This is a genomic window from Rhodovibrio salinarum DSM 9154 (assembly GCF_000515255.1).
GTDB lineage: Bacteria > Pseudomonadota > Alphaproteobacteria > Kiloniellales > Rhodovibrionaceae > Rhodovibrio > Rhodovibrio salinarum.
On record NZ_KI911559.1, the window covers coordinates 2,874,651 to 2,894,288 of the forward strand.

Sequence of the window (19,638 nt, forward strand, 5' to 3'; positions counted from 1 at the left end):
CCGATACGAGCGAACCTTCGAGGACCTTGTCCATGCCGCGCCTGTCCCGTCCGATCCGTTGCGTCGCCGTCGTTTGCGCGCTGGCCCTGGTTGGCCTGTGGTCGGCTGGCGCAAGCGCGCAATCGCGCATCAAGGACATCACGCAGGTGGAAGGCGTGCGCGACAACGTGCTGGTCGGCTACGGCCTGGTCGTCGGCCTGAACGGCAGCGGCGACGACCTGGACGACAGCCCGTTCACCCGCGAAAGCCTGATCGGCATGCTGCAACGCTTGGGCGTCAACGCGCGCAGCCAGGACCTGGAGACCGAGAACATCGCGGCGGTGATGGTGACCGCCGACCTCCCCCCGTTCACCCGCCGCGGCTCGCGCATCGACGTTTCGGTTTCCTCTCTGGGAACGGCGGAGAGCCTTCTGGGGGGCACCCTGCTGGTGACACCGCTGCTGGGCGCCGACGGCGAGGTTTACGCCGTCGCCCAGGGACCCGTGAACGTCAGTGGCTTCTCCGCCGGAGGTGCGGCGCAGCAGGTCGTCAAAGGCGTGCCGACCGCTGGGCGGATTCCCAACGGCGCGATCATCGAACGTGAAATCGACTTCCAGTTGGGCTCGCTCAGTACCGTCCACCTGCAGCTGCGCAACCCGGACCTGACGACCGCGCGGCGGGTGGCGAGCGCGATCAATCAGTTCGTCGGCGAACCGGCGGCGAGCTCGCTCGACCCGGCAACCGTGCGCATTGACGTGCCGGAAAACTACGCGGGCGACACCATCGGCTTGCTGACCGACGTCGAGCAGCTGCCGATCTCCCCCGACCAGGTGGCGAAGGTCGTGATCGACGAAAGCTCGGGCGTGATCGTGATGGGCTCGAACGTGCGCATCTCTACCGTGGCGATCGCCCAGGGCAACCTAACGATCCGCGTCACCGAGACGCCGCAGGTCAGCCAGCCAGGGCCGTTCGCCCAGCAGGGCCAGACCGAGGTTGTTCCGCGCACCGATGTCGAGATCGACGAGGAAGAAGACAACAAGATGGCTGTGCTGCCCGCTGGCGTGACCTTGCAGCAGCTGGTCGATGGGCTGAATGCGCTGGGTGTCGGACCACGCGACATGATCGCGATCCTGCACGCCATCAAGGCGGCGGGCGCCCTGCAAGCCGAGATCGAGGTGCTGTAATGAGCCCGTTCACCAAAGCTGCCGTCGATCCCGCGCTGCTCGCCCAACAGGGCAAGGCCAGCGCCGGCAAGGCCGCAGCCGCCGTCAAACGCGGCGCGTCTGCGGGGAACGAGGCTGCTGCGGCAAAGGCCGCGCAGGATTTCGAGGCAATGTTCATCGCCCAGATGCTGAAGCCGATGTTCCAGGGGCTAAGCACCGAGGGAATGTTCGGCGGCGGCAAGGGCGAAGAGATGTACCGCAGCCTGCTGGTCGAAGAATACGGCAAGACGATCGCCCAGGCCGGCGGCGTCGGAATTGCCGATCAGGTCAAGGCCGAGATGCTGAAGCTCCAGGAGGTCAAGTAACCATGTCGCATTCTACCGCCCCCATCGGCCCCTCCTCCGCGGATGCGGATACGGCCGCAGATACGGCGGATGACCGCAACCTGCCTGAAGGGCCGGGCGAGCCGGCGGAGGTGATCGATCTGCTGGAGACGACCCTGCGTTTGATCGATGTCCTGGAAGCGGAGATCGAAATGCTACGCGGCATGCGACCAGAGGAAATGCAGGCCCTGCAGCAAGACAAGATCGTGCTTGCCGCCGCCTACGAATCACAACTTCAACGGCTTAGCGACCATCCGGAGATTGCCGACAGCCTCTCCGAAGAGCTGCGCGCCGAACTGAAGGAAGCGACCGACTCCTTCCAGGAAGTCCTGGCCGCCAACGAGCGCGCCCTGCGCGCCGCAAAGGCAGCGACCAAGGGCGTGCTCAAGACCGTGGTCGACACGGCCAACCGTCAGGACCCACGCGTTAGCTACAACACGGACGGCCGCCCGTCCCACCGCAATCCGCGCGCTCCCCACGCTGTGTCGGTAGACCAGCGCCTGTAAGCGCGCATCGACGAAGACCCATACATACGACCAGGCCGCCATGTAGGCGGCCTTCCCAGGAGCGATCAGGATGTCCTTGTCAGGCTCACTGTTCTACGCCGTTTCAGGCCTGCAAACCGCGCAACGTCAGATCAACGTGACGAGCGGCAACGTCTCGAACGCCAACGTCGAGGGCTACAGCAAGCAGACGGCCGCCGCCATAACTCAGCTGGTTGATGGCAAGAATTCCGGCGTCGACATTGGACAGATCCGCCGCGAAGTGAACAGCTACCTCGACAGCGAGGTCATGCAGTCGCGCACCGAGCTGGGCGCGCTCAACACCCGCAGCGAGTATCTGGGCCGCATTGGCGATATGTTCGGAACGCTGTCCAGCGACAGCACCTTGTCGAACAGCCTCAACAGCCTGTCCTCTGCGCTCGAAGCGCTGTCGGTCGAACCAGAAAGCGCCAGCGTGCGCAACGATGTGGTCGAAGCGGCAAGCACGCTCGCCCGGCAACTGAACGACATCTCGACCCAGACGACCGAGCTGCGGACCGAGGCCAGCAACGACATCGACCGGGGCGTCGCGGAGATTAACGACGCGTTGAGCCAGATCGCCGAGCTGAACGACGAGATCTCGCGCGCCAACGCGCTCGGCCGGTCGACGGCCGACCTGGAGGACGAACGCGACCGCCAGCTCGAGACCCTCAGCGAATGGATGGATGTGAGCACCTTCCAGCGCGACAACGGCGCCATCGCCGTGATGGGCAAGATGAGCGACGGCTCCACGAAGATGATGGTCGATAGCCGCGAGGTGCAGTTCGACTTCTCCAAGGCGAGCGCGCTTGGGCCGGTCGCGACGTCAAGCGATGGGTTTCCCACGCTTTCATCCGCCCCGTCGCCGGCGGCTGCATCGGATCAGCTCGGTCCGAACACGGGCGGCAAGCTGGGTGCCCTGCTGGATGTCCGCGACAACATGCTGACCGACTTCCACCGCGACCTCGACCGCCTGACCCAGGTGGTGCGCGATCGGGTCAACGCGGCCCATAACCAAGGCACCTATCAGAACCAAGGCCAGGCGACTTTGACGGGCTCCGCCGACATCAGCTCGGACACCTTTTCCAGCCCGGCCACCGGCAGCCTGACCGTCAACTACACCAATGCCTCGAACGAGGTGATCGGGTCGGCGACCGTCTCGATCGCCGGCGACACCTCCGTGGCGGACGTCCAGGCATCTCTCGCCGGCACGCTCGCCAGCACGGTCAACGCCGACGGGCAATTGGAATTGAGCCTTCCAGGCGGCGCCCCCGCCGGCGCGACCGGCTTCACGCTCAACACCGGCGACGCCACGATCGCCTCGACGGAGCTTGGCGACACGCGCGGCTTCTCGCACTACTTCGGCCTGAACAACCTGTTCGAGACGCCGGATCTACCGCTCCTGCCCAGCGCTGGCGCGGGCGACATCACCGGCGCGGCCGGCGACATCCAGGTGCGCAGCGATATCAAGCAAGACTCGGCCAACCTGTCCTATGGGAGCGCCACCCAATATCCCAGCCCGGCCCCCGCGACCAACCCGCCCGCCGTCTACGCCGGCGACAACACGGTGGCCCAGGCGATGGCCGACTCGTTCGAGGACCGGAGCACGATCGCCGCAAGCGGCGGCAACCTGCGTAACGTCAACACGACGATGAGCGGCTACGCGGCCGATTTGCTGTCCTTCCAGGCGAGCGAAACGTCGCGCACCGATACCGCGCGCGACTTCCAACAGACGATGTACGACGAACTCAAGTTCCGGTCGGACTCGAAGAGCGGCGTCAACATCGATGAAGAGCTGTCGAACATGCTGGTGTTCGAACAGGCCTACAACGCTTCCGCCCGGGTCATTTCGACCGTCCAGCAAATGTTCGACACACTCGACCGGATGATGAACTAGGAACCCAGGCCATGACCTCCATCGGCAGCTACGCGCAGAACCAGTTCGTTCTCCGCAACAACCTGGACGCCCAGGAGCGGGTGCAGAATTACCGTATCCAGGCGGCCACCGGCTACAAGTCGCAGGGCTACGACGGCATTTCCGCCGACACCCGCCGGCTCGAAAGCCTGGAACAGCAGCACTCGGCCAACGCGGCCTTCACCAAGAACATCAAGCGCACGGAACTGCGTCTGCAGACGATGGAAACATCGATCGAAGGGCTGCAGGACATCGCCGAGAAATTCCAGACAACGCTGCTGAGCGCTGCCAACGGCGAAAACCTGAAAGCCCTCGATCTCGGCAAGATCGCTGGCGACTTCCGGGAGCAAGCGGTTGCCTTGATCAACGAGGAAGTGGAAGGACGCTTCCTGTTCTCTGGCACCGCGACCCAGACGCGGCCGGTCAGCACCGATCCCGGCGGCGCGGCGATCACCGGGATCGCCGCGCAGGAACTTTACTACCACGGCAATGCCGACACGCTCTCCGTACGCGCTGACGCCGGTGTGACGCTGGACTACGGGATCACCGCCGCGCCGGGAACCGACAACGGGATGGAAGAGCTCCTGACCGCTCTGACAACCGTGATCAACAACCCCTCCGATGTGAGCGAGGTCAACGCCGCCCTGGACGCGCTGACCGGAGAGGCCAACACCGCTGGCGGTGCCATCGCAAAGCTCTCCGATACGCGCGCGCAGATCGGCAGTTCAATCGACCTGATGGAAGGCATCCGTGTTCAGCAGGAAGGCAGCCAAGTCGACGTCGAGACCGGCATCTCGGACATCGAAGGCACCAATTTCAGCCGCACGATGACCCTGTTGGCCGAACAGCAAACCACCCTCGACACTTCTTACGCGGTGACGGCCCGGCTCGCACGGACGTCGCTGCTGAACTTCCTGTAGCCCCTAGCTTTCCTGACCGGAAAGGAACTCCTTGATGGCCCCATACGACACCCACGCCACCCTCGCACACGCCGACGCTTCCACCTGCACGGCCTCGCGGGAGGAACAGATGCACACCCGCTTCGGCACGCTCACCATCAAACCCGAGCACAAACTGGAGATGCCGAAAGGACCGTTCGGCTTCGCGGGCTACACACAGTTCGCCCTCGCCGACGTGCCGAACCAGGCAGCCAGTCAGTTCCGCATCCTGCAATCGCTGGAAGACGCGAGCGTCAGCTTCATCGTGCTGCCAATCGCCGCGGACAACGGCTGGATCGACGCCAAGGACTTCCAGGCGGCCTGCCAAAGCTACTGCTTCGATCCGAACACCAGCGGACTGCTGTTGATCGCCACCATGCGTCGCGATGCGAACGGGCAGGTGCAGACGACCGTGAACATGAAAGCACCGATCGTCCTCGACACTGCGCACCAGCTGGCCCGCCAAGTGGTCTTCACCGGCGAGGGCTACTCGATCCAGCACCCGCTGGAGCTGTAATCCGGCCAGAATGCGCGCGGCTGCCGGACCCGTTGGGTGCGGCAGCCGCCGACATTCCGGTCAAGGAAATCAAGGGGCAGACGCGAAGGGGCCGCGACCTGATAAGGTCGCGGCCCCTTTTCTATCGCAAGCGCCAGCTTTGATCGGTTGATCTCAGGCCGCTGCCAACGCGCCCAACCGGATCAAATTGGGGATACGTATCCGGCCCATCGCAACCAAGCGATTGTCCAGTTCTTCCGCTGTCAGATCCTTGAGTAAACGCTGATGACCGTTCACCTTGATCTTGATCTGGCTATCGGCGAATCGTGCTTGCGCGGCCGCGACCGCTCCTTCTCGTCCGGCCTGCAACCAGCCGTCCAGCAACCCTGTCTCCACAAGATCAAGCACCATCGCCGCGCCGCCAACCGCTCGGGCAACCAGCACGGTACCTGACATATCTGCCAAAGCACGGTTCAACAGCATCCGGTTGAATGCGTTGGTCAGGCGCAATCTCTCTGGCGCCTCCGGCAGCGGCGCGCCGGAATAGCCGGGCTCGCACAGGAAATACTGACCGCTGGCCTGCAGCCGGTGACCGATGGTCACCAGCGCATCATCCGTTAGGACTTTCTCCGGGTCGGCGGCACGCAGGGTCACCGCCTGGCCGTCAGCCGCGGCGGTGACCTGGTCGTATCCGGCCCCCGTGAGGGAAAGTTTGCGGGGACCCGGCAAACTCAGTGTCTGCAGTGGTGTGCCAGAGGGCATCCGCGCCATGTAGCCGACCTCTTGCGTCAGAAAGGCGCGCGCGGCGTCGGTATCCGCCCCCTCGCCACCCGGCTTGTAGAACAGATCCCGCCGGTTGCGCTCGTTGCGCATGAAGTCGGACAACAATTCGCGGGTCGGCCGATCCTCGACCCCACGCAGCAGGGTCGCCTGCTGCAGGGTGACGGTCAGGTCCGGATCGTTGAACGCCAACGGCGTCCGCCCGGCGAAACTGAGCCCGGCCTCCGCCATCTCATCGCACATCTCGGTGACGTAGCGCGGGCGGAACCCACTCGCCATGGCGTTGTGCGCGAAATGATCGACCTTGTTCGCGTTGTGGCGCCAGGTGCTGACGTAGCCGCTTGTCGAGGCCTTGGCTGTGGGGTGGCGGTCCAGATAGGTCATGCCGCTCTTCGACAGCTCTTCGAGCAGCCGCAGGCCCCGCGTTGCACGCTCGTGGCTGCCACGCGCATCGACCGGGACCAGGGCCTGGATCAGCTGCCACATCGGCACGACCGCAATCATGCCGGGCATGGTCATGTATTCGACGTAGAATAGCCCGCCCGGGCGCAGGATACGCCCGACCAGCCGGTGCACGGCCGGCAGGATGTCCCGGTCGAGCCAGGAGTAGATCCCGTTCATGCCGATGAAGTCGAACTGCGGCAGATCCGCGGTATCCAACTCCGCAAAGGATCCTTGAATGAAGCGGACGTTGGCCAACCCCGCCGCCTCGGCATCCGCGCGCGCCTGGGCGATGTGCCCGGCGTTAAAGTCGATGCCGACGAACTCCGCCTCCGGGTACAGCGCGGCGTAAGCGTTCACCGTCGTGCCGTTGCCGCAGCCAAGATCACAGTAGCGGAAGGCCCCGGCGGGGCGCGGCGGATTGATCCCGTTCAGGGCGGCCACGACCGCCATCGTCAGGGGCGACTGCTGCTGCACGACGCCCGAGCGGAACGGCACGTCGTCGGCGTAATAGCCAGCCGAGAATTGCTCGGTATCGGCGGCCTCTGTCGCGCTTGCCACCGGCTGGGCCAGATCGTTATCGGTCACTTGCTGATCCACGGATTCAATCCTCAACGATGTCGGGGCCGAGGGCGGTTAGCAACTCGTCGATGTGGCCCTCGTACATCTTCCACTTCTTCACCGAGCTCTTGTAGATCGGCTGGCGCACCTGCCAGACACTGGCCGTTTTCACCGAGCGCTTCTGCTCGTTAAACGCCAGGCAGGCGTCGTCCCATTCCAGCCCGACGAAATCGATCAGTTCGCGGCTGACCCGCTCCTGATCGGCGACCAGATCCTCGTACCGCACCTCATACATCCGGTCGCCCAGAACCTCCCGCCAATGTGCCATCAACCGACGATACTCGCGGTAATGGTGGCCAAGGTCCGCCAGATTGGTGGAATAGGTGTGCGGCATCTGGAAGTTCTGCTGGAAGCAGGACAGGCAGTTATCGACCGGATCACGCTTGACGTGGATGATCGCCGCGTTCGGGAACATCGTTGCAATCAGCCCGACGTTCATGAAGTTGTGCGGCATCTTGTCGGTGACCCGCAGCGCCTCGTCGTTCAACTCCGCGATATAGTCCAGATAGGCTTGTGCCAACTGGGCGTAGGTGCCGTCTTCGACGACCTGAACCCAGCCTGGGAAGCCGACCCGATAGCCGGCCTCGTTCACCTCTCGCGTGACCTGCCCAACCATTTCCGGAACCTTCGGCAGCTCACCGGCGCCAAAGGCGAGCGGATGGCTGGAGACGATCTGCTCGGTCAAGGTCGTGCCGGAACGCGGCATGCCGACGATGAAAACCGGCCGTTGGCTGTCGAGCCCGCGGTCGCGGCGATCCAACTGCTCTTTCGTGAACAGCTGGATGTTGCGGCTCACGACCGCCTCGTGGTGCTTGCGGTCGTAGACGTGGCCTTCCTTCTTCAGCGCGATGCGCTTGAAGTCATTGCCCGCCTTGAGGAAGAAGATCGCCCGCTCGGGCGACTTCAGCTTATGGAACAGCTCGCCCAGCGTGTAGTAATACGCGGTCAAGTCGCGCTGCGAGGTGGTCTCCTGCGCTTCCAGGCGCGCCAGCACGCCGGCAACGTCGTCGTCTTCCGAAATGTCCTTCTTGGACGCGTAGAGACTGCTCAGCGCCCCACCCTTCTGGGGTGCCAGTTCAATCACCTTCTCGGCGTACTTACGCGACGCGTCGAAATCGCCGTTAGTGCGTGCGATCTGGGAGAGCATGCCATAGGCTGCCGGCAGACCAGGCGCCATGCGAAGCGCCTCCCGGCACAACGTCTCCGCCCCGTCGAGGTCGTCCTCGTGGAACAGGATGCTCGCCATGTCGACTTTGAGGCTTGGCGCGCCCGGCGCAATCTCAAGCCCGCGTTCAATATATTCCCGCGCGGCCTTGCGTTGAAAGCGCGTGAGGGCGATCGAAGCCTTCTGGCTTAGCGCCGGGACATGGTCGGGGTTGTTCTCGAGCACCTTGTCAAAGAAGAACTCGGCATCTTTCGGGCGTTCCGCCTGCATCAGGGCAGCCCCCATCCCGAACAGACTGTTCGTATCATCCTCGTTCAACTGCAGGGCCCGGGCGAAGACGCCCACGGCCTGGGTGCCACGCGCATGCGCGAGCAACCACTGCCCGACGGTACACAGCATCTCCAATTCGTCGAAGCCTTGAGCAGATCCCTCCTGCAGCGCCCGAACCGCGTCTGCAAGCCGGCCACTACGCGCCAGCGCAAAACTGTAAGCCATCCAGGTTTCGCGATGCGCAGGACGCAACTGCAACGATTGGCGATACCTTTCCGCAGCAGCCTGATACGCGCCTTGATCGCTAAACAGGTTGCCCAGGTTGCGTTGCAGGACGGCCGAAGCGGGCACGGTTTTCAATGCCGCCTCGATCACAGCCTGCGCATCTTGGATACGCTGCTGCGCGCGCAGCGCGATCGCAAGGTTGCCGTAAAGGTCCGGGTCCTGCGGATTGAGTTCAAGTGCTTGGCGGGTCAGGCGCTCGGCGTCCTCGTGCTGGCCGATACGATGCGCCAAGACGCCGGAAAGCTTGTAAACATCGGCATTTTTCGGCAGCTGCTGACGCAAATATTGCAATTGGCGCTGCGTGCGCTGAACCTCGGCCGTAGAAAGCTCGGGCTTCTCCAGCATAACCTTCGCCGTGCGCAGGTCGTTTTCGAGGCTATGCTGTTTTTCAGCCGTCCAGGGCGCTGTAAGCATCGGCTCGATGCCGATACTGGAGCCCAAAAGTTCTTCTTTGCGCGCCATACCGATCCCTTGATCAAAACGGGGAATTCTCAAGTCCGGCACATAATCCGGGATATTGGTAAACGTGGGGTTATCATAGCTGACTGCAGGTCAATCGGACCGTTGGTACAAATCGACCAGGCATCGCGGCAGAAACTGCCGGTCCGGCAATCTTTGCCGGGTATCCGCCCGGCATCTTCTGTCCCGATATGCCCCGAAAGCCCCTCGATAAGTGCTACACGGGCCGGTCAACCAAGCGCCCTAACACACTGATCCTGCATCTCTTCAGAAAACCGAGCGACTAAAACACAGGACTCTGGCACGCCAATTGCAGATGGATGCGCAAGCCGAATGTTCGGCCCGCGAACGCAGGAAGCGTTTCGCCCTGACAACGCCATTTTCCAAGTAGGGAGACTTCAAAATGGCTCTTAGCATCGTTTCCAACCAGGCTGCCAGCATCGCCACCCGGTCGCTGGAGCAGGCCAACAACGCCGCGACCGCGACCGCCGAGAAGCTGTCGTCGGGTAAGCGGATCAACAGTGCTGCGGACGACGCCGCCGGTTCCGCCATTGCGGCCCGTCTTTCCGCCGAGGTTGCCGGCCTTCAGCAGGCCGGTGTGAACGCCGGCCAGGCGTCCTCGCTGCTGCAGATCGCCGACGGTGCCTTCCAGAACGTTGAGGACATCCTGACCCGTGCGAAGAGCCTGTCCGTGCAGGCCGGCTCCGAGCAGATTTCGGACCAGGAGCGTGCGTTCCTCGACCAGGAGTTCCAGTCGCTTAAGGACGAAATCGACCGTATCGCCAACGATACGGAGTTCAACGGCGCCAACCTCGTCAACGGTGACGTAGAAGGGTTCGTCGACGGTGGGGCTTCGGTCACGATCACCAAAGACGTCGTCGGTGGTGGTACCGGGATGGCGACCGTCATGAGCCTGAGCACGGCCGGCTTTCAAGGCATCGCTGCGATGGGCCTGCAACTGAGTTCCGGATCGATGTCGGCTCTTAGCGGTAACGCAACAGCCCCGGTCCAACTCGGTAGCGTCATGTACGCCACGGGTAATGGTGGCTTCCAAATTGGTGGCCTGAACGTGATGACCACCGGCGGCGCTTCTACCGCGGCAAACTTCACCGGCAATCTCCAGGACGCCGACGGCAACACGCTTGCGGGTACCTTGGCGATCACCATGGATGCTCGCATCACGCTGATGGCCACTAACACGATGGTCGATGGCACGATCACAGTGAGTATCGGCACAGCCTTCGCCCCGGCCGCCGACATCACCGTAGCGGATGGTGCAGGGTTCACCGGCGCCGAGGCGATGAACTTCAGCTTCAAGGTTGGCACCGGCACGACCGCTAGCGAGGACGAGATCAGCGTCGACATCGGTGGCATCACCAACCAAGCGCTCGGCCTCAGCAACGCGTCGATTGACTCCAAGGCGAACGCCGATACCGCGTCCGACCTGGTCAGTTCCGCGATCGATGCGCTGCAGGCGAAGCGTTCCGATGTTGGTGCGGCCCAGAACCGACTGGACTTCGCCAGCCAGAACGTCGATCTGGCCCGCGAGAACCAGGAAGCTGCCCGCAGCGAGCTGGAGGACCTGAACGTCGCCAAGGCGATCACCGAGTTCTCCCAGCAGCAGCTGCTGGTGCAGGCCGGTACCTCGACCCTGTCGCAGGCCAACAGCCTGCCGCAGAACCTGCTGCAGCTGTTCCGGTAAACGGACATCGGCTGATCTGGGAGGGGGTCTCGGCCCCCTCCCCTTTTCCCGAGCCTGATGAGCACCTGTTTTCCGACAGCCTCGGCGTGCGGTTCGACCTGCGAGCGCACACCCAGACTGTCGTGAACCAAGCGGAGCACGGCTCCTGATACCTGGCCCGGTCCCGATGATCGGGCGTACGCCGCCACGCAGACCCAGAGGGCCGGACGGCCAAGTCAAGAGCGGCGCACATGGAGGACGCATCCATGGACATCTCGACAGTCCCCATCCCCCTCGATCCGGCGGCAGGTGGCCGCGGCGTGAGCGAGCGGCCGATCCAGCCGGGCGACGGCATGACCGCCAATGGCGGACGCCGCGAACCGAGCATCGAACTCGCCAAGGCCCTGGCGGCCGAGCTGAGCGACGGTCCGGTGAGCGAGACCAACGAATTGCACCTACGCGTGGACGAGGACCTTAAGGAAGTCGTCGCAACCGTCGTCGACACTCAGACGGGCGAAGTCGTGAAATCCTATCCGCCGGAAGAGGTCATCTCCGCGGCGAAGAAGCTGAAGGCGATGCTGGGACAGATCCTGGATCGCAACGTGTGATTGAGATGCGGGCCGTTCTGACGGCCTAACGAGAGGAATTTGGTGATGGTCGATGGTCTTGGCGGCAGTGTCCGCGTCGACTCCAACGGTCGCACGACGGTAACGGGTGCGGGCTCCGACATCGACTATGGCGCAACGATCGATAAGATCATCGAGGCCAAGCGCAAGCCGGCCGTTCGGATCGAGAACCGGATCGCAGAGAACCAGGTCAAGGTCGACGCGCTGAGCGATCTGCAAAACCGTCTGAACGCACTGGAGCAGGCTGCCGACAAGCTGCGCGGCAACCCGACTTTCGATAACGCGGGCGACGTCTTCGAATCCAAGGAAGGTTTCCTGAGCGCGATCCGCGCGGACGGCACCCAGCCTTCCACCGCCACCAGCATCATGACGGCGAACGTCACCAACGCCGCGCAGCCGGGCACGCAGACACTAGAAATCCTACGCACCGCTCAGGGCCAACAACTCGCCGGCGGGACCGTCAGCGACGCGAACGCCGCGCTCAACACAGCCTCGGGCCTGGGAACGTTCAGCGGCGGCGACTTCGTCATCAATGGCCGGACAGTCACCGTCAACGCCGACGACAGCCTTCTGGATGTGCGCGACAAGATCAACGCCGCGAACACCGGCGACAACGCGACCGGTGTGAACGCGCAGGTCGTCTCCATCTCCGACACCGAAAAGATCCTGACGCTCACGGCGGAGAACGGCGGCGAGACGATCGCGCTCGACGACGACCCGGCCAGCAGCGGCAACACGCCCCTGACCCAGCTCGGCCTGGTCACCGACGCAGCCAGCGACGAGATTGCCAACGAGCTGCGCGCGGCGAAGAGCTCGATCTTCCGCATCAACGGGCTCAGCGACGGCAGCGTCTCGGAAAGCGACGCCTTCACGGTCGGCGCAGGCGACCCGTTGTCGTCGATCACCGGCGTGACCGGCGATGCCGGTGCGCAGCTTGAGTTCACCATCGATAACGGTCTGACGAGCCAGACCCGGACCCTCTCGGTCGACACGACCACCGAATCCCTGTCCGACGTCGCTCAGCGGGTCACCGACGAGGTGTTTGGCGTCTCCGCGCGCGTGGTCACGACCGACAGCGGCGATCAGCGACTGGAATTCAACGTCGAGAACACCGGCGCCGTCCAGCGCAGCCAGGCACAGGACATTTCTTCGACCGCGGCGATCGACGGCTTGAGCGATGTCGAGAGCGGCACGTTCGACCTGCAAATCTCCAATCAGGGCGACGATACATCGGGCGCGACCACGGCCACGATCAACATCGACACCACTACCGACTCGCTCGATGACATCGCCACGAAGATCAACGGGGCCGGCCTGAACGTCACAGCCAGCACGGTGACGGTCGACGGCAACACCCGTCTGCAGATCGCCTCGAACGACGGCGGTAAGGTCTCGGTCGGCGATATTTCCGGCAACTTGACGCAAGCGCTGGGAATCGAAGCCAATGGTGACGTCCCCTCGCTCGCGGTCGGCGACGCGGCCGGCAACCTTGCCAGCGAAATGAACGTCCAACAGGCCGACGCGATCAGCCGCAAGTCGAACACGGTGGACGACCTGATCCAGGGCGTCACCCTGAACCTGATCAAGGCCGAGCGCGGCACCGAACTTGAGTTCGATGTCGAACGCGACCAGGACTCCGTGAACACCGCTGTTGCAGAGTTCGTCTCGGCCTACAACTCGGTCAAGCAGTTCATTAACGCGCAGCGCCTGGAAGTGCCGCTGGAAGGCCAGGATGCCAATAGTGAGAACAGTGTCGTCGGCGCACTACGCGGCGAGCGGGTCCTGCGCGAGGTTGAGCAGAAGCTGAGCAGCATCATCGCCACGGGCTCCACCAACAGCACCGGTGATTTTTCTGTCCTGGCCCAAATCGGCGTCGAATTCGTAACCAACAGCGAGGTCTCCGACCCCACCCTGGAAGACACGCTGAAGATCGACCAGGACAAGCTGAACGACGCACTGCTCAACGACTTTGACGATATGGAGAAGCTGTTTCAGTTCAACCTGAACTCGAACAGCAGCAACATTCAGATGACCGGCTTCACCGGCCAGACGGCCGCCACCGACCAGGTCCTGGAAATCACGCGGGACGGCAGCGGGAACATCGATAGCGTCAAGGTTGGTGATACCGCCGGCTCTGTGGCGGACGTGACTTTCGAGGCCAATGGCGACCGCATCACGATCACCGACGGACCCTTGTCCGGGCTGAGCCTGCTCTATTCCGGCGGTGCCAGCGAAACCATGCAGGTCTCGACCAGTACGGGTATCGGAAGCAACGCGTTCTTCACCAGCGACGATCTCGGCAACCGGGATTACAACGACGGTCTGATCCAATCGGAGATCGACCGGATCACCGGACGCCAGAGCCTGGAAGGCGAAAACGTACGCCTGCAGGAAGAGATCGACCGGATCGACCGCAGCCTGGAGCGGGAGCGGGAAACCCTGTTGCGACAGTTCACGGCGATGGAAGAGGCGCTGATTGAACTGGAGTCGATGCGCGATCGTCTAACGCAGTTCACCGACTCCCTTTCCGGCGGGAATTAACCCGGCGTCAAACTTAACCGAGTAGCCTCGGCTTAAGATAAATCCGTGCTTTCGGCCCCCTGTCAGCGGGTCGAAATATCTCAGATGTGCCTGACGTCAAGCCAGCGAGGACTTCCCATGTACGGCAACGCCGCATACGCCTATCAGACGCAGCAGGTCAAAGGCGCCTCCAAAGTCAAGCAGGTCGCTTTGCTGTACGACCGGATCCTCGTCTCCCTGCGCGAAGCGATCGAAGCCGTCGAAAAGGGCGAGATCGAACGGCGTTGGCGTGCGAACAAGCGGGCCCAGGACATCATCTTCGCCCTTTACGGCTCGCTCGACGAGGAACAGGGCGGCGAAATCACGCGCAACCTTTCCCAACTCTACATGTTCTGCCTGCGCCGCCTGCCCCAGGTCGATCTCAAGAACGACGCCACGCCAGCGAAGGAGTCCCTGGAGATCCTGGAGCCGCTGGCCAAGTCGTGGCGCGAACTCGCCGTGCGCGAGCAGCACGGCCCGCTGGTCGATGGCGACCACGGCAGCGCAACCGGCGCACAGCAGCAGACCGAAGGTGCCGGCACACCGGCGCCTGAGGCTTCGTCCGCGCAGAGCACGCGCGACGCCGTCAATCTGGTCGGCTAACCGCGCCGACATCTCCTGCCCCCGGCCCACACGCGGCCGGCGACAAGACGCCGCCGATCAAAAGCCCCGGGCCCGACCGCCTGGGGCTTTTCGCATCTGCGCGCCAACCTCACGGCGCGCCACCAATATCCGGATCTCTCTCGGCACGTTCTGCCGCACCTGCGGGCCCGAGGGACCCGGCAAAAACTGCCAATCAAGCAATCCACCTCGCGCTGTCCGCGTCTGTTGCAAGGGATTCCGCGGCACAAGCGCGCAAAGAACGGTTTGGCACAAGGTTTGCAATGATTCTCGCGGACGCCATCAGGCTGGCCAACGCGCCGTTCGCCTGAGGCCGCCTTCTTCGCAACCGAACAGGCGCGCGAGCGACAGATGACAACGCCCCCTCCGATTGCCTTCGAGCCTGCCCCGAAGTCCGCGCCTGCACGCCGCGAGCCCGCCCCCAACGCGGAGCGCGCCGAAAGCTTCGCGGATACGATGCGCGCCCAACGCGACGCCGATCGGCGGCGTGAAGACGGCGCCGCCGCAGCAGCACAAGCGGCAAATACCGCCTCGCAGCAGGGAGCCAACAAACCGCAGGGCAAGGCGGCTGGCGACACCGCCAAAAGCACCGACGCGAAGGCGGAGCCGGCGTCCCAGAAGACCCAGGAAAGCACGGCTCAGTCGACCCAGGACCAGGGCACGACCGGTAAGAAGGGCGCAGACCAGACAACAAGCCAGCTCCAGGGCGAAGCCGCCAAGGCTGCAGCACGCGGCGCGGACTCCTCGAACGGGAAAGCCGCGAACGCCAGCAATAAAACCGCAGCCGCAGAAACCGCCCCCAGCCAAACGCAAGCGCAAACAGCCGCAGCCGCGAAGGCCGCCAAAGCGGCCACCCAGCAAGCGGTTGCAGAGGCGGTCAAGGCCAACCAAGCCTCGAGCGAGGGGCAACGCATCGACGTCGCGGTGCAGACCACGCGGACCGGCCGCCCCACCCAGGTCAGCGGCGCCACCGCCGTGGCCGCGCAAACCGCGGGCGCCGAGCAGGACGCGGCGAAGAAGACCGAAGCGGGCGCGCGCAGTGGCAAATCGGCGCAACTTGAGGGCGCCGCCAACAAGCCCCAACAAAGCGATGACCCGACCGCCAAGGCGCTTAAGGACGCCCTGTCCGTCGAGCGCGAGGGCGGTGGACGCCAGCGCCGCGACGACGCCGGCGATCCCCGCACCCAGCGCAGCGAAAGCCGGTCCGCCCCGGCCCGCCAGCAGGCAGGCAGCAGCATGAGCCCTGCCCTGCGCGCGGCTGCGGAGGCCGTGCAACAGCAACTCGGCAACAACGGCACGGCAAATTCAGCCCAGACGGCCACCAACGCAAACGCGTCCCTGGGCCAGGCCAGCCAAGCCGCGCACCGCAACGATGCGCCGGCGCCGCAAGCCGCTTCCGGCGGGCAGACCTTTGACCCGGTGCTGCAGAACACCGGTCCGCAACCAGCTGGGGGCGGCCAGCCCAGCAGCGCCGCGGCGGCTGCGAAGGCGGCAACCGCCACTGGAACGCCAACGCCGACGGCACCGCCGGTCGAGCAAGTCGCCGTGCAGATCCAGCGTGCCGCCGCCCAAGGACAAAGCCGCATGCAAATCCGCCTGAACCCGGCGGAGCTTGGCCGCATCGAGGTCAAGATGGAGGTCCGCGACGATGGACACGTCCGGGCGGTGCTGGCGGTCGACAAGCCGGAGACGCTGCATCTGATGCAGCGTGACCCGGGCGCGCTCGAGCGCGCGTTGCAGGCCGCCGGCCTGAAAACCGACGACGCCAGCCTGAGCTTCAACCTGCGCGACGACGGCAGCGGTCAAGGACAGGGCGACACCGGCAACGGCGACGGTCGCCCGGGCGCAACGGCCGGCCAGCTGGCCGACGCAGGCACAAGCGACGAGCCGGTCCCTGCGGAGGGACTACGCCCAGGCATACCGGCCGACGGCCGCGTCGATATCCGCATCTAACGCCTGATTTTCGCGAACGCCCGCAAGGAGCGCGACAATGGACACCACAGCCTCGGCTGCCGCCGGCCAAAGCCAGAAAACGAGCAGTCAATCCAGTGGACTGAACAGCCAGGGCAAGCTGGCGGAAGACTTCGATACCTTTCTGAACATTCTGGTGACCCAGCTAAACAACCAGGACCCGCTGGAGCCGATGAAGAGCCAGGAGTTCACCAATCAGCTGGTGCAGTTCTCCACGGTCGAGCAGGCGATCGCCACGAACGAAAAGCTCGACCAGATGCTGCAGGCCCAGTCCGGTAACCGTGCGACCCAGGCCGTCAACTATATCGGCAAGGAAATCGTGATCGACGGCAACCAGGTGCAGCTTACTGGCGACGGCGCGGACTTCTCCTATGGCCTGGAGGAAGACGCCGATGCGGTCACGATCGAGATCACGAATGCCGACGGCGAGGTCGTGCGCACCTTGCAGGGCGACACGGGCGCCGGTCAGCACGACGTGAGCTGGGACGGCGAAAGCACCGCTGGGGACGAGCTGCCCGAGGGCGTCTACAACCTCCAGGTCTACGCGGTCGACGGCGACGAGAAGACCGTGAACGCCAGCATCAAGACCCGCGGCGAGGTCACGGGCTTCGAGGTTCGCGACGAACAGATCTACTTCCAGGTCGGGGATGTGGAAGTGCCCTTCGAGCAAGTGACCGCGGTCTACAGCAGCCAGCAACAAACAGCCTCAGCCGAAGAAACCTGAGCCTCAGTTTAGCGCCGTTTCGACGGCGTCCCATCGACTTCTGAACGGGCCGCCTGGCGGTCCTTCGTCCGCGACGCCCGGCACACCGCAACCGGCCGCGGCAGCTACGCAAGGAGAGCGCAGATGAGTATCTACGGTGCGATGTATTCCGGCGTTTCCGGCCTTTCGGCCCAGTCGAACGCTATGGGCATCATTTCCGACAACATCTCCAACGTGAACACGGTCGGTTACAAAGGCTCGACCGCGTCCTTCCAGACCATGGTCACGCAGGCCGCCACGAAGACCACCTACACACCCGGCGGCGTGGGCTCCCGCCCGCTGCAGGGGGTCGATCTTCAGGGCCTGCTGCAGGGCACCTCGAACGCGACCGACCTCGCCATCTCTGGCAACGGCATGTTCGTCGTCAACGAGTCCGCCAACCCGAACGTTGGGGACGACATGATGTTCACCCGCGCCGGCGAATTCCGCCCGGACGAGAACGGCGATCTGCGCAACGCGGCCGGCTTCTACCTGCAAGGCTGGCCGATCGACGACGACGGCAATCTGCCGGCCGGCCAACAGGCGATCGGCAGTGTCCAGACCGTCAACGTCTCCAATCTGAACGGCCTGCCACGGCCGACCACAGAGATGTCGATTGGTGCGAACTTACCTTCGAGTCAAGATCCGACCGATCCAGCGCCGCACCATACAAGTACTGCTACGATCTTCGACTCTCTTGGCGCATCGCACGACATAACTTTTGATTTTACAAAGACCGCAGCAAACGACTGGACGGTCCGCGCGAGCAGTCCTGATATTGACTTCGGTGGCGGACTGGGGGCGACCGTGAACGTTACCAATGCGGTGTTCGACGGCACAGGTGCGCCGACGACCGACTTGGTGCAAACGTTAACGATTGCCGGCTTCGCACCCGGTAATGGTGCGGCAACAGGTCAAGATGTCGAAATTGACCTCGGTGGTGCCGGTGAGTTCGGTGGCTTGACCAACTTCAACAGCGAGTTCACCGGCTTCACCGAGTTGAATCAGAACGGTCTGAAGTTCGGCAACTTCACGGGCACGACGGTCAGTGAAGAGGGCGTCGTGACGGCGGTCTTCGACAACGGCCGGCGGAAGGACATCTACCAGCTGCCGATTGCGATGTTCTCCAACTTCAACGGTCTGGAGGAGCGTTCCGGCAATGCCTACCTGCAGACCGGCGAGTCCGGTGACTTCCTGCTGACCGAGGCCGGTACCGGCGGTTCCGGTACCGTCGCGCCGTCGGCGCTGGAGCAATCCACCGTCGACCTCGCCGAGGAATTCACCCGCATGATTACCACGCAGCGGGCCTATTCCGCCTCCACCAAGGTGATCACCACCTCTGACGAGATGCTGCAGGAACTTACCCAGGCGGTCCGCTAAGCCTTTCCGCTGAAACCACGGCGGCGATGAGATGTACTGCCGCTAAACCAGCTTGCCGGCCGTTTCCTGCGACACAGGAAACGGCCGGTATTTTGGTCGTTCTCATACCAAATCAGCGATTCGTCGTGCGTTGTCCTCGCCTTAACTGCACTGCTTTAACCGTGCCGTTTAGGGAATCTTTAAAAGCCCTGCGCCAGACTCCAAGCAGATAAGCGGTCATGACGACCTCGTTGAGGGAGCAAATAGCTCGATGAGCGACCAGAATACAGTCCGCTCTGCGGCGATTGGACCACAAGGCGAACCAATGACCATCGACGACTTGCCGCCGCCCGACACCAAGCGTTGGGTCGTTCGGCGCAAGGCCGAGGTGGTTGCTGGGGTCCGTGCCGGGCTGATCAGTATTGAAGAGGCCTGCGAACGCTACAGCCTTTCAATGGAAGAGTTCCTGTCCTGGCAGCGGATGATCGAAAGCCACGGCGTGCGCGGCCTCCGCACCACACGCCTGCAGCACTACCGCCGTCCCAACGACGGCGACAACGACGACCTCGGCATTGAGGCGGCGCAGTAGCCTCGCCAAGCCCCCTCGTGCGCCGTCTCATAGGCCGGGTCCTCTCGGGGACCCGGCCGCCCCCGCCCAGGCGG

16 protein-coding genes are annotated in these 19,638 nt (G+C 63.8%); 14 read left to right on the forward strand and 2 right to left on the reverse strand.

Going from position 1 to position 19,638, the window contains the following annotated elements:
- Nucleotides 1-32: 32 nt before the first annotated feature.
- The 6 genes from RHOSA_RS0113340 to fliW all read left to right on the forward strand — a co-directional run bounded on the left by RHOSA_RS0113340 (nucleotide 33) and on the right by fliW (nucleotide 5,416).
- Nucleotides 33-1,163: a flagellar basal body P-ring protein FlgI gene (locus RHOSA_RS0113340; RefSeq protein WP_027289056.1), complete on the forward strand. Its 1,131-nt coding sequence runs from the start codon at nucleotides 33-35 to the stop codon at nucleotides 1,161-1,163.
- Nucleotides 1,163-1,507, forward strand: a complete 345-nt coding sequence (locus RHOSA_RS0113345; RefSeq protein ID WP_037256339.1) for a rod-binding protein — start codon at nucleotides 1,163-1,165, stop codon at nucleotides 1,505-1,507. Before RHOSA_RS0113340 ends, RHOSA_RS0113345 begins: the two co-directional genes overlap by 1 nt.
- Nucleotides 1,508-1,509: 2 nt before the next feature.
- Nucleotides 1,510-2,031, forward strand: coding sequence for a flagellar protein FlgN (locus tag RHOSA_RS0113350; protein WP_027289058.1), 522 nt, complete (start codon nucleotides 1,510-1,512; stop codon nucleotides 2,029-2,031).
- A gap of 70 nt (nucleotides 2,032-2,101) precedes the next feature.
- The gene (flgK, locus tag RHOSA_RS0113355) at nucleotides 2,102-3,943 is read left to right on the forward strand and encodes a flagellar hook-associated protein FlgK (protein ID WP_027289059.1); all 1,842 of its coding nucleotides are present in this window, start codon (nucleotides 2,102-2,104) and stop codon (nucleotides 3,941-3,943) included.
- A gap of 11 nt (nucleotides 3,944-3,954) precedes the next feature.
- Nucleotides 3,955-4,881 (forward strand): flagellin, encoded by a 927-nt coding sequence (locus tag RHOSA_RS0113360; protein ID WP_027289060.1) that lies wholly within the window; start codon nucleotides 3,955-3,957, stop codon nucleotides 4,879-4,881.
- A 34-nt stretch (nucleotides 4,882-4,915) separates the two neighbouring features.
- A complete protein-coding gene (gene fliW / locus RHOSA_RS0113365) occupies nucleotides 4,916-5,416 on the forward strand; it encodes a flagellar assembly protein FliW (RefSeq protein WP_027289061.1) in 501 nt (166 codons plus the stop codon).
- Between the two features lie 153 nt (nucleotides 5,417-5,569).
- Here fliW and RHOSA_RS24345 read toward each other — a convergent pair whose 3' ends face one another.
- Both RHOSA_RS24345 and RHOSA_RS24350 read right to left on the reverse strand, forming a co-directional pair.
- The gene (locus RHOSA_RS24345) at nucleotides 5,570-7,216 is read right to left on the reverse strand and encodes a class I SAM-dependent methyltransferase (RefSeq protein WP_027289062.1); all 1,647 of its coding nucleotides are present in this window, start codon (nucleotides 7,214-7,216) and stop codon (nucleotides 5,570-5,572) included.
- 4 nt (nucleotides 7,217-7,220) lie between these two features.
- On the reverse strand, nucleotides 7,221-9,419 hold the full coding sequence (locus RHOSA_RS24350; RefSeq protein WP_027289063.1) for a tetratricopeptide repeat-containing sulfotransferase family protein: 2,199 nt from the start codon (nucleotides 9,417-9,419) through the stop codon (nucleotides 7,221-7,223).
- Nucleotides 9,420-9,819: 400 nt separating this feature from the next.
- On the opposite strand from RHOSA_RS24350, the gene RHOSA_RS0113380 reads away from it, so the two are divergent.
- The 8 genes from RHOSA_RS0113380 to sciP all read left to right on the forward strand — a co-directional run bounded on the left by RHOSA_RS0113380 (nucleotide 9,820) and on the right by sciP (nucleotide 19,564).
- On the forward strand, nucleotides 9,820-11,118 hold the full coding sequence (locus RHOSA_RS0113380) for a flagellin N-terminal helical domain-containing protein (RefSeq protein ID WP_027289064.1): 1,299 nt from the start codon (nucleotides 9,820-9,822) through the stop codon (nucleotides 11,116-11,118).
- Nucleotides 11,119-11,348: 230 nt separating this feature from the next.
- A complete protein-coding gene (locus RHOSA_RS0113385) occupies nucleotides 11,349-11,705 on the forward strand; it encodes a flagellar protein FlaG (protein WP_027289065.1) in 357 nt (118 codons plus the stop codon).
- A gap of 45 nt (nucleotides 11,706-11,750) precedes the next feature.
- Complete coding sequence (fliD, locus tag RHOSA_RS0113390) at nucleotides 11,751-14,264, forward strand: flagellar filament capping protein FliD (RefSeq protein ID WP_027289066.1); 2,514 nt, start codon at nucleotides 11,751-11,753, stop codon at nucleotides 14,262-14,264.
- Between the two features lie 117 nt (nucleotides 14,265-14,381).
- On the forward strand, nucleotides 14,382-14,885 hold the full coding sequence (gene fliS / locus RHOSA_RS24355; protein WP_051432140.1) for a flagellar export chaperone FliS: 504 nt from the start codon (nucleotides 14,382-14,384) through the stop codon (nucleotides 14,883-14,885).
- 369 nt (nucleotides 14,886-15,254) lie between these two features.
- Nucleotides 15,255-16,856 (forward strand): flagellar hook-length control protein FliK, encoded by a 1,602-nt coding sequence (locus RHOSA_RS0113400; protein WP_027289067.1) that lies wholly within the window; start codon nucleotides 15,255-15,257, stop codon nucleotides 16,854-16,856.
- 37 nt (nucleotides 16,857-16,893) lie between these two features.
- A complete protein-coding gene (locus tag RHOSA_RS22515; protein WP_051432141.1) occupies nucleotides 16,894-17,598 on the forward strand; it encodes a flagellar hook assembly protein FlgD in 705 nt (234 codons plus the stop codon).
- A 123-nt stretch (nucleotides 17,599-17,721) separates the two neighbouring features.
- Nucleotides 17,722-18,996 carry a flagellar hook protein FlgE gene (flgE, locus tag RHOSA_RS0113410; RefSeq protein WP_027289068.1) on the forward strand — a complete coding sequence of 425 codons (1,275 nt, stop codon included), beginning with the start codon at nucleotides 17,722-17,724 and terminating at the stop codon, nucleotides 18,994-18,996.
- Nucleotides 18,997-19,246: 250 nt separating this feature from the next.
- Nucleotides 19,247-19,564 carry a CtrA inhibitor SciP gene (gene sciP / locus RHOSA_RS0113415; RefSeq protein WP_027289069.1) on the forward strand — a complete coding sequence of 106 codons (318 nt, stop codon included), beginning with the start codon at nucleotides 19,247-19,249 and terminating at the stop codon, nucleotides 19,562-19,564.
- The last annotated feature ends 74 nt before the right edge of the window (nucleotides 19,565-19,638 follow it).

Bases quoted from the DNA above. Each gene is read 5' to 3' on its own strand.
- fliD (WP_027289066.1), top strand. From the start codon at position 11,751: ATGGTCGATGGTCTTGGCGGCAGTGTCCGCGTCGACTCCAACGGTCGC.
- fliS (WP_051432140.1), top strand. From the start codon at position 14,382: ATGTACGGCAACGCCGCATACGCCTATCAGACGCAGCAGGTCAAAGGC.
- RHOSA_RS24350 (WP_027289063.1), bottom strand. From the start codon at position 9,419: ATGGCGCGCAAAGAAGAACTTTTGGGCTCCAGTATCGGCATCGAGCCG.
- RHOSA_RS0113400 (WP_027289067.1), top strand. From the start codon at position 15,255: ATGACAACGCCCCCTCCGATTGCCTTCGAGCCTGCCCCGAAGTCCGCG.
- flgK (WP_027289059.1), top strand. From the start codon at position 2,102: ATGTCCTTGTCAGGCTCACTGTTCTACGCCGTTTCAGGCCTGCAAACC.
- RHOSA_RS0113385 (WP_027289065.1), top strand. From the start codon at position 11,349: ATGGAGGACGCATCCATGGACATCTCGACAGTCCCCATCCCCCTCGAT.
- RHOSA_RS0113350 (WP_027289058.1), top strand. From the start codon at position 1,510: ATGTCGCATTCTACCGCCCCCATCGGCCCCTCCTCCGCGGATGCGGAT.
- RHOSA_RS22515 (WP_051432141.1), top strand. From the start codon at position 16,894: ATGGACACCACAGCCTCGGCTGCCGCCGGCCAAAGCCAGAAAACGAGC.
- RHOSA_RS0113360 (WP_027289060.1), top strand. From the start codon at position 3,955: ATGACCTCCATCGGCAGCTACGCGCAGAACCAGTTCGTTCTCCGCAAC.
- RHOSA_RS0113345 (WP_037256339.1), top strand. From the start codon at position 1,163: ATGAGCCCGTTCACCAAAGCTGCCGTCGATCCCGCGCTGCTCGCCCAA.
- RHOSA_RS0113340 (WP_027289056.1), top strand. From the start codon at position 33: ATGCCGCGCCTGTCCCGTCCGATCCGTTGCGTCGCCGTCGTTTGCGCG.
- flgE (WP_027289068.1), top strand. From the start codon at position 17,722: ATGAGTATCTACGGTGCGATGTATTCCGGCGTTTCCGGCCTTTCGGCC.
- fliW (WP_027289061.1), top strand. From the start codon at position 4,916: ATGGCCCCATACGACACCCACGCCACCCTCGCACACGCCGACGCTTCC.
- sciP (WP_027289069.1), top strand. From the start codon at position 19,247: ATGAGCGACCAGAATACAGTCCGCTCTGCGGCGATTGGACCACAAGGC.
- RHOSA_RS0113380 (WP_027289064.1), top strand. From the start codon at position 9,820: ATGGCTCTTAGCATCGTTTCCAACCAGGCTGCCAGCATCGCCACCCGG.